The organism is Actinomyces sp. MRS3W (assembly GCF_032465695.1).
Lineage (GTDB): Bacteria > Actinomycetota > Actinomycetes > Actinomycetales > Actinomycetaceae > Actinomyces.
The window spans coordinates 1-8,401 of the sequence record NZ_JAWDJJ010000214.1 but is presented as its reverse complement, the minus strand read 5'-3'; the positions used below and the strand labels follow the sequence as shown (position 1 = coordinate 8,401).

The following is an 8,401-nucleotide window of genomic DNA, read 5'->3' as shown; positions in this document are numbered from 1 at the left end:
GTCGGCAACGAACCGCCGATCATCCCGAATCGGAGAGGGGAATACATGTTCATCCGTCGCGAGGCCATCGCTGTCCGCTGCGACCATGAGGGGTGTGAACGCATGGTCGCGCATCGCGTGGTCGACACCGTTCACGACCCGGATGGCACGGCCATTGAGCGGGTACTTGCCTTGAGCTACACCGAGCACGACGCGCTGCGCGCTGCCGAACGCGACGGTTTCAAGATTGTGGGTGAGCACGTCTTCTGCGAGAAGCACGACCGGCTGTAGCGAGCGCTGCGGCGGCGGGTGGTGTGGCGGCGAGGGTACGACGGCGGGCGGTGCGGCGGCGGGTGGTGCGGCCCGGCCCGTTAGCCTGATGCAGCTTGCGGCTGGACGGCTGCCGGTGTTCTTCAACGGCAAGGACGCCTGCGGTTGTGTTTAGTGTCCTTGTGCGGTTTCGGCTTGGTCGGTGAGGTAGGTGAGGGTGCGCACCACGTTGTAGGGGGTGGTGGTGTTGGTGGTGGTGATGGTCCCGACCACGGGTGTGGTGGTGCCCCCGTTGGGGGTGAAGGTGGCTTTCCACGTCGTGGTCAGCGTGGTGGTGATGTCCGCGGCGGTGGCGGTGTACTGGTGGTAGACGGTGTGGTTGGGCCAGGCGGCGCCGGGGTCGGTGGTGGTTGTGGTGGTGCCGTCTCCCCAGTTCCAGGTGTAGGAGGTGGGGGTGGCGTGGATGGTGACGGCGGTTCCGGCCACCGTGGTGGTCAGGGTTTGGGTGTTGGGGCTGGTGTAGACGATGAAGATCTTCGACAGCAGGACCTCATCCCCCGGAGGCTGGCGAGTGATGCCGGACCCGTCGGCCAGCAGCTGGGATACATCGGTGGAGGTGACCGTGATAACGGTAGTGGTGCCGTCGGTGGTGGGGACGGTGGCTTGGGGTGCGGCGTCGGTGATGCAGTCGAGGGGGTTGATGGAGGTATCGCCGGTACCGAGCGTGAAACCGGCCCTGGTGCCGAAGCAGATCGCAAAACTCAACTGCGCCATGCGATACGCCTCCTCATCCACCACCCCACCACCGGCGTAGTAGCCCCCGGTAACAGGCCCGCCCGGAACAGACGAAACCACCTCATACGAAGACCCACCAGTAACCGTCACCGAATTTGCGGTTGCTTTGGCGTGCACCTGATTGGGTGAATCGTCGTCGACAGCATTAGCTGGCGAGGCTGAGAATGCGAAAAGTAGTGTTGTCGTTAAGATGGTTAGGATCCTCGAATTAGTGTGCTTCATTCTGCTTCGCCTGCTTCGATTTTCCAATCCCGGTCTTCCCAGTACATCTGGATTAGAAGTGCACCTTCCGACTTCTCCACTGTTCGTGAGGGAGTGTCGCCGCCGGGGTGCTCGCTGTGGGCTTGAGAGACGACGTTGACCCGTACGACGTACCTGTTGGGGTCGGCCTCGTCGGTCCACCACTCCAAGGGGGTAATCTCCTGCTCCCAGGGATCAGCCCACCCGCCAGCATCGTGCAGTTCCGCGGCGTCATCTAGCGCGTTGTTGCAGAATTCGCAGTCGTCTTCGCTCATGTCCTTCCACGCGTCCAGGTCGCCGGTGGCATACATATAGGGGAATAGGTTGAGGAAGTATGTGGCTGCGTTGGCGGCGCCATCAGGGGTGAACTCCGGGGTGTAGGAATCAGGCGGCTCCATGGCCAGGGCGGTGGCCCTGGCGGCGGCGTCCTCAGGGGACAGGGACGGGGTCTGGCTGGCAGACGGTGTGGGGGACGTGGAGACTGTCGGTGTCCCGCCAGCGGCAGTAGCGGTGGGGGTGCCGGTGGTGTTGCCGTTTCCGGAGCAGCCGGCGGTCAGGAGGGTCAGGCAGGCGGCCAGCACCGCTGCACGGGCAGCGCGGTTTGGGTGGCGGCCGTGGCTGGGGCGGATAGGAACCCCACCGCGCGGCGCCACGCTGCGCACCGAGCTGTGGCGGCCATGGCCGGGGCGTGTAGGAAGACGCGACCGACGCTGTGGTGCGGTGACCAAACTGGTGAACGACGGAAAGATGAGCATCGAAGGGGGAGCCTCCTCATTGAGGACCCGGAACGGGGTGTGTGGGCGCATCGACCAAGTGCCGACGCCCGCAACCGTACCGAGATCTACCGCGTGACCGCCACTCGGGCCGGCGCGCCTGTGGAAAACCCCGTCGGCCACGCGCAGCGGTGAGATAACCGGGCGCCGTGGTCGGGCGGCCGCCGGTCATTGCTGGCCATGAGTGACCGTCTGTCGCAACTTTTAGCCAACGCCCACACCGGCCCGACCCGGCGCTCGTGCGTTTGCCCAGGTCAGAGACGGTTTCTGAAAGTAACCGGTGAGCCTCGCCGCTAAAAGTTGCGACCAATGGACACTTTTTCGCCGCCCCCGCCGCTACCAGCCAGAGGACAGGCGTCCGCGGGGCCCGCCTGCACGTACCCCCAGTCCATCAGCGTCACCCCGACCGGCCCTGTCCGCCACCCACCCCACCACCACAACGACCGGTCTCGACACGTCATTAGTGCCGGTCTCAGCACGTTACAAGTGCCGGTTTCGGCGGAGGGGAGGTTGCGTGGGCGCGGGTCAGATGCCGAAGCCGACGCGGCGGGGGGAGGACTCGCCGATTTCGATGTAGGCGAGTGAACCTGCCGGGACGAACACCTTGCGTCCCTTGTCATCGGTCAGGGTGACCGAAGAGGTGGCGGCGTCAGCCACAGCCGCAAGCACCTCGTCCTGAGACGCCGAGGTCTCCAGCGAGAGCTCGCGGGTGGAGTGCTTGATTCCGATGGTGACCTGCATGGGTGCTCCTTCAATCAGGACCCGGGCCGCTTGGGCCCGCGGGTGGGGTATCTGTCCCGATCCTATGGGTGCCGCCACCAGAACAGTTCGCCGGAGTCGCCAGTAAACGGGCCGTTTCGCGTCGCGCGGACACCCGCTGCTTTCCCGCCGCTGTCATCCGTCACCCAGAAGACGTTAAGCGAGCCGAATTCATGTCGTACCCGCGTGGTGAGATGGATACATGACCAGCCCCACCGGCCCCCTCCGCCTCCTTCCGCCGCTCGCCCAGCCGCCGCTGCCCGAGCCGGATGCCGCCGCTGCCCGGGTCCTTGCCCGTGCCCAAGCGGGCAAGAGCCTCGTCGTCCTCGGTGCTCCCGGTACCGGCAAGACCTCCACCGCCTTGCGTCTGTTGGTCCGGGCTGTGGCTGACGGCAAGGATGCGGTGCTGCTGTCACCCACCCGCGCCCGTGCAGACCGTCTGCGCGAGCGCGCCTCCCACCTGCTCAGGGTTGCCGGCGCGCCCTCCGGCACGGTTCGGGTGCGTACGCCCGCAGCCCTCGCCCTGGCCATTCTGCGAACCTCATTGACTCAGCGCCCCGATCCGCTGCCGGCTCCCGTCCTGCTGGCCGGGGCGGAGGAGGATGCTGCGTTGGTGCAGCTGGTGGCAGGCATCGGTTGGGAGAACATCCCGGAAGAGGCCGTCGGCTCACGCGCCTTCCGCACGGAATTGCGCAACCTGTTGGCCCGCGCCGGCGAACTCGGTGTCTCCGCCGCCGAGCTCGCCCGCCTCGGCGAAGAACTCGAGGTCCCCATCTGGCAGCAAGCTGCCGAGCTGCTCCGCGTCTGGGATGCTCAGGGCCGTCCCAACGCCGCCAACCGTTCCGCCGTTCGCAAGATGGACACGGCTCGGCTGCAAGACCGCGCTCGCGAGGCGCTGGACACCTGGAAGACCGACGGCGTGCTCGTGCCCCGCCCGGTGCCGGACTTTGTCATCGTTGACGATTACCAGGACTGCACTGCCGCGACTGCTCGCCTGCTGGTCGCCCTTGCTCAGCCCGACGCCGCTGGCCACCGCGCCCAGATCGTCGTCCTGGGGGACCCTGACGCCGCCGTCGAGGTCTTCCGCGGCGGTAACCCCAGCCTGCTCAACGCTGCGGAGGACCGCTCTGGGCTTGATGCGGAGCGCTTGACGCTCGGCGTGACCTACCGTGGCACGCCGGAACTCGCCGAGCTGTGGGCCGCGCAGGCCGATCGCATTCCCGTCACCGGCACCGCCACCCACCGGCATCCTGAATTCGCCGACGCCGCCGCGGTCCCCGCAGGAGCACTCACCGCCGCAGACTTCGATGGCGCGGAGGATGAGGCTGCTGACGTCGCCACGGTTCATGCACAAGGCGAGGAACAAGCACGCCCGCGCGGTATTGAAACTCTCATCGCCTCCGGCCCGCTTCAGCAGATCGCCCAGATAGCCCGCATCCTGCGCGCCGAGCATGTTCACCACGGCACCACCTGGGATGAAATGGCCGTGATTGTCCGCTCTGCCGACCGGGTTCGGACAATGAGCCGCGAACTGCGGCATCACGGTGTTCCACTCGCCTCCGCCGCTCCTGCTGTGCTACTGCGTGCGGAGCCCGCCACCGGCGCCCTCATGACCGCCGCGCATGCAGCCCTCGCCGGCCGCCTCGGGGACGGCGATGTCCTGCCCGAACAGCCCAGCGCCTTCGAGCTGCTCACCAGCCCGCTGGTCGGGCTGAGCAACCTGGATTTGCGGCGCCTGCGGCGTCGGCTTCGCGCCGACCGGCCCGTGGAGGCAACCGCGGACGAGAACCTGTTGGCCGTAGTGGCCAACCCAGCCGCCGCAGCCGCACTTGCTCGGGAACTCGCCGATGACCCGCTGGCCGAGCAGGCCACGCGGCTGCAACGCGCTGCCGCCATCATTGCGGCGCTGCGGAAGGTGGTGGATACCGCCCGGGAGGAGAACCGTCCCGTCGACGCCGAGGCGCTCCTCTGGGCCGCCTGGGACGCCTCCGGGTGCGCACAGGCGTGGCGTGCTACGGCGCTGGCACCGCACAGCTCTCGCACTGCCGCGCTCATGGCGGAGGCAGCCGAGCACGACCTTGACGTGGTCACGGTGCTGTTCAAACGGGCGGAAGTCTGGGCGGAGCGCCACCCCGGGCGGGATGCCGCCGCCTTCCTGAATGAACTCGCCGCGGAAGTGCTGCCGTCCGACACCGTCGCGCCGCAGGGTATCCGCCCGGCGGGCGTCGCCGTCCTCACGCCCGCCGCCGCGGCCGGTGCCCAGTGGGAGGTGGTCGTCGTCGCTGGGGTGGAGCGGGATGTCTGGCCCGATCTGCGGCTGCGTGACGGCCTGACGTACTCTGGGCTGCTCGTCGACGCCGTCACCGGTCGCCTGCCGTCCGCCGGGGGGCAGAAGACCGTCCAGGATCCGGTGGCTGCGCGCAGCCATGTTCTGGGTGACGAGCGCCGCATGTTCCTGGCCGCTATTTCCCGCGCCAGCCGCCGCCTGGTGGTCACCGCCGCCTCGGACACCGACACCGCCCCCTCGTCATTCCTCCTGGATGTGGCAGCCGTAGCCGGGCAGGAGGCCCTCAACGAGGAGGGCGAGCTCAATGTGGCCGACGACGTCGGCGATCTCACCTTGCCTGGGTTAGTCGGTGAGTTGCGCGCCGCCGCGGTCACTGGTCGCCTGGCCGAGGCGGATGCGGCGGCGCGTGCACGTGGACGCCAAGCCGAGCAGCTTCTGACCGATCTGGCCCGCCGCGGTGTTGCCGCCGCCGATCCCGCCAACTGGGCCGGTCTGGGGCAGCCAACCTCCACCACGCCGCTAGTCGCCCCCGGGCGAGAGATCCGCATCAGCCCCTCCGACATCGAGAACATCACCACATGCCCGCTGAAATGGTTCTTTCAGCGCAACGGTGGCGGCACCGGCACCAGCGATGCGCAGCGGGTCGGCAACCTCGTGCACGGTCTGGCTGAGCGCGCCGAGCGGGAGGGACTGCGCGGCGAGGCGCTGCGCCGGGTCCTGGAGGAGAAGCTGCCGGAGTTGGGCTACCCGGACACCTGGCTCGGCAATCTCGACCGTAAGCGCGTACGCGACATGATCGACCGGCTTGACGCCTACTTCGGGTCGGTCACTGCTCCCACTCTGGTCGAGCAGACAGTGGATGTTCGTCTCGACCTGCCCGCGCCCGAGCCGGAAGCCGGCGAGGCGCCCGACGAGGACCATGCGGCGAGCGTGGCGGTCGGCGGCGCGGATGCGTCGGGCGGCGCTGCGGCCAGTTCCGGCGGCACGGGTACTCGGGGAAGCGGCTCGGAGTTCCAGGTCGCGGAGCCCGAGCGGATACCGGTGCACATACACGGGCGCATCGACCGCCTGGAGTTCCTCGACGGCGCCCCGCCCGAGGCCTCCGGGGACGGAACGCTTCCCGCCGGGCAAGGGCAGCGCGTGCGCGTTATTGATTTCAAGACCGGCAGAAGTAGGCCGAAGACGCCGGATCACAATGCGCAACTGGCCACCTATCGCATGGCACTGGTCGCTCTCGGCTATGAGGTAGACGGCACTGGGTTAGCCGCGCTGGGAATAGAACCGCGTAAAAGAATAGACAGTGGCGTTTACTTGGTGCCCAATGGTTTGGTCCTCGCGCCCAGCCGCGATCCGGAGACCGGCCAGGAGTGGGACGTGGAACTGCTCGCCCGGGCGGCCCTGGACACGGCCGGTCCCACCTTCGTCGCTCGCAGCGGGGAACATTGCCGTTCCTGCGGCTTCAAGACGTCCTGCCCCATTAAGCCCGAAGGAAGAAGGACCGTGGCATGAGCACCGCCGATCTCACCCCCGAAGTCCTGGCTGCCCGCCTCGGCCTGCCTCGGCCCACCGAGGAGCAGTCCAAGGTCATTGGCTACGAACTTCGGCCCCTGCTCGTGGTCGCCGGCGCCGGCAGCGGCAAGACGGCCACGATGAGCCAACGCGTCGTCCACCTGGTCGCCACCGGCGCCGTGCGCCCCGACCAGGTCCTGGGCCTGACCTTCACCCGCAAGGCCACCGCCGAGCTCGCCGAGCGCGTCTCCACCCGCCTCACCCAGTTAGCCGCCAGCGGTGTCATCGCAGGTGCTAACGACGAGCTCGAGCCGACCGTCGCCACCTACGACTCCTTCGCCGGCTCGCTCGTGCGCGAATACGGTCTGTACGTCGGGGCGGACCCCGATGCCACCCTCATTACCGAGGCCCGCAAGTGGCAGATCGTCACCGACATTCTGGAGCGCCGCACCGACCCGCTGCCCATTGACACCAAGTCCACTGCAATCGCCACGGTTCTGCGTGCAGACAACGAGCTGTCCACGAACCTGCTCAGCATTGACGACGCCCGCGAGCAGCTGCTCAGTCTGCACGAGCTTTTTGCCGGGCTGACAAGCACCCGCGGGGTAGCCAGCGACTTTGCGGGCACGCCGGCAACTATGGAGGCCTGGTTGGGCGTGCTCGACGTCGTGCAGGACTTTCGGGATTACAAGCGCCGGCATGGGCTCGTTGACTTCGGCGACCGGCTGGTGCTGGCCTGCCGTATTGCCGAGCAGGTGCCCGAAGCAGTGGACGCCATGCGTGCGCAGTACCCGGCGGTGCTGCTGGACGAGTTCCAGGACACCTCCGTCGCCCAGGTGCGCTTGCTCTCCGCCCTCTTCGCGGACCAGGGCGTGACCGCCGTCGGTGATCCGAACCAGGCCATCTACGGCTGGCGTGGTGCCAGCGCCGGCGCGCTGGACAGCTTCCACGCCCGCTTCAACCCTGGCGGCGTCCGGGCCGTGGCCGACGGCGGCGATTCGGACGTCGAAACTCCGGTGCTGCAACTGTCCACTGCCTGGCGCAATGACTCGGCAATCCTCGCTGCCGCCAATGTCGTCTCCTTGCCGCTTCGCCATTACCAGTACCAGCCCGGTGACGCTGAGACGGTCCACGTTGAGGTAGCCCCGCTTCAGGAGCGCTCGGTGGAGGCTGGACTGGCCGTCGGACAGGTACTCGCGGCCTTCCCCGCCGACCCGCTGCAGGAGGCCGAGGTCGTCGCCGACTTCATGCAAGAGCGGTGGAGCCCCAGGGCGGAGCTGGCCGTCCTGTGCCGCAGCCGCAGTCAGATGGTGCCGGTGGCCGAGGCGCTCGAGGCCCGTGGCGTTCCCTATGAGGTGGCGGTGTCGGGCGGCATGCTCTCCATCCCCGAGGTGGCGGATGTGCGGGCGCTGCTGACCGTAGGCGCTGATCCTGAACGCGGCGACCGGCTCATGCGCCTGCTCACTGGGGCCGACATCGGTGCCGCCGATCTGCAGGCGCTCCAGCGCTTCGCCCGTGAGCTTGCGCGCCGACGCGACCGGGCCGACGGCGCCGATCCCGGGGGGAGCGGCGACGAAGCCGCCGCGGGGCAGCCCGAGGAGCCGGCGCTGTCCGAGGCGCTCGAGGAACTCGTTCGCCGCGACGACGCTGCCCACGCCCCCGGCGCCCGGCGCGCCGCGGGAACGGCCGGCGCCAGCACGAGCGCGGGGGCCATGGGGATCAGCGAGGCGGGTCGGCAGACGGCGCTGCGGATCGCTCGTGCCCTACGGCGCGTACGCGGTGCCCTGAC

At 68.3% G+C, this 8,401-nt stretch carries 6 protein-coding genes; 3 read left to right on the top strand and 3 right to left on the bottom strand.

The features are described from left to right. Positions 1-270 (top strand): hypothetical protein (locus RWX45_RS08170; RefSeq protein ID WP_316023237.1); only part of this gene is annotated, 270 nt, incomplete at its 5' end. Positions 271-420: 150 nt separating this feature from the next. Here the strand turns inward: RWX45_RS08170 and RWX45_RS08165 are convergent. The 3 genes from RWX45_RS08165 to RWX45_RS08155 all read right to left on the bottom strand — a co-directional run bounded on the left by RWX45_RS08165 (position 421) and on the right by RWX45_RS08155 (position 2,798). Next, positions 421-1,023, bottom strand: coding sequence for a zinc transporter (locus tag RWX45_RS08165; protein WP_316023236.1), 603 nt, complete (start codon positions 1,021-1,023; stop codon positions 421-423). A gap of 239 nt (positions 1,024-1,262) precedes the next feature. Further along, positions 1,263-1,937, bottom strand: coding sequence for a DUF6318 family protein (locus tag RWX45_RS08160; RefSeq protein WP_316023235.1), 675 nt, complete (start codon positions 1,935-1,937; stop codon positions 1,263-1,265). Positions 1,938-2,582: 645 nt separating this feature from the next. Continuing rightward, positions 2,583-2,798: a DUF3107 domain-containing protein gene (locus tag RWX45_RS08155; protein ID WP_316023234.1), complete on the bottom strand. Its 216-nt coding sequence runs from the start codon at positions 2,796-2,798 to the stop codon at positions 2,583-2,585. A 220-nt stretch (positions 2,799-3,018) separates the two neighbouring features. Here RWX45_RS08155 and RWX45_RS08150 point away from each other — a divergent pair, with 220 nt between their 5' ends. After that, positions 3,019-6,612 (top strand): PD-(D/E)XK nuclease family protein, encoded by a 3,594-nt coding sequence (locus RWX45_RS08150; protein WP_316023233.1) that lies wholly within the window; start codon positions 3,019-3,021, stop codon positions 6,610-6,612. Then, on the top strand, positions 6,609-8,401 hold a 1,793-nt coding region (locus tag RWX45_RS08145), incomplete at its 3' end, for an ATP-dependent helicase (protein ID WP_316023232.1). The genes RWX45_RS08150 and RWX45_RS08145, both read left to right, overlap by 4 nt.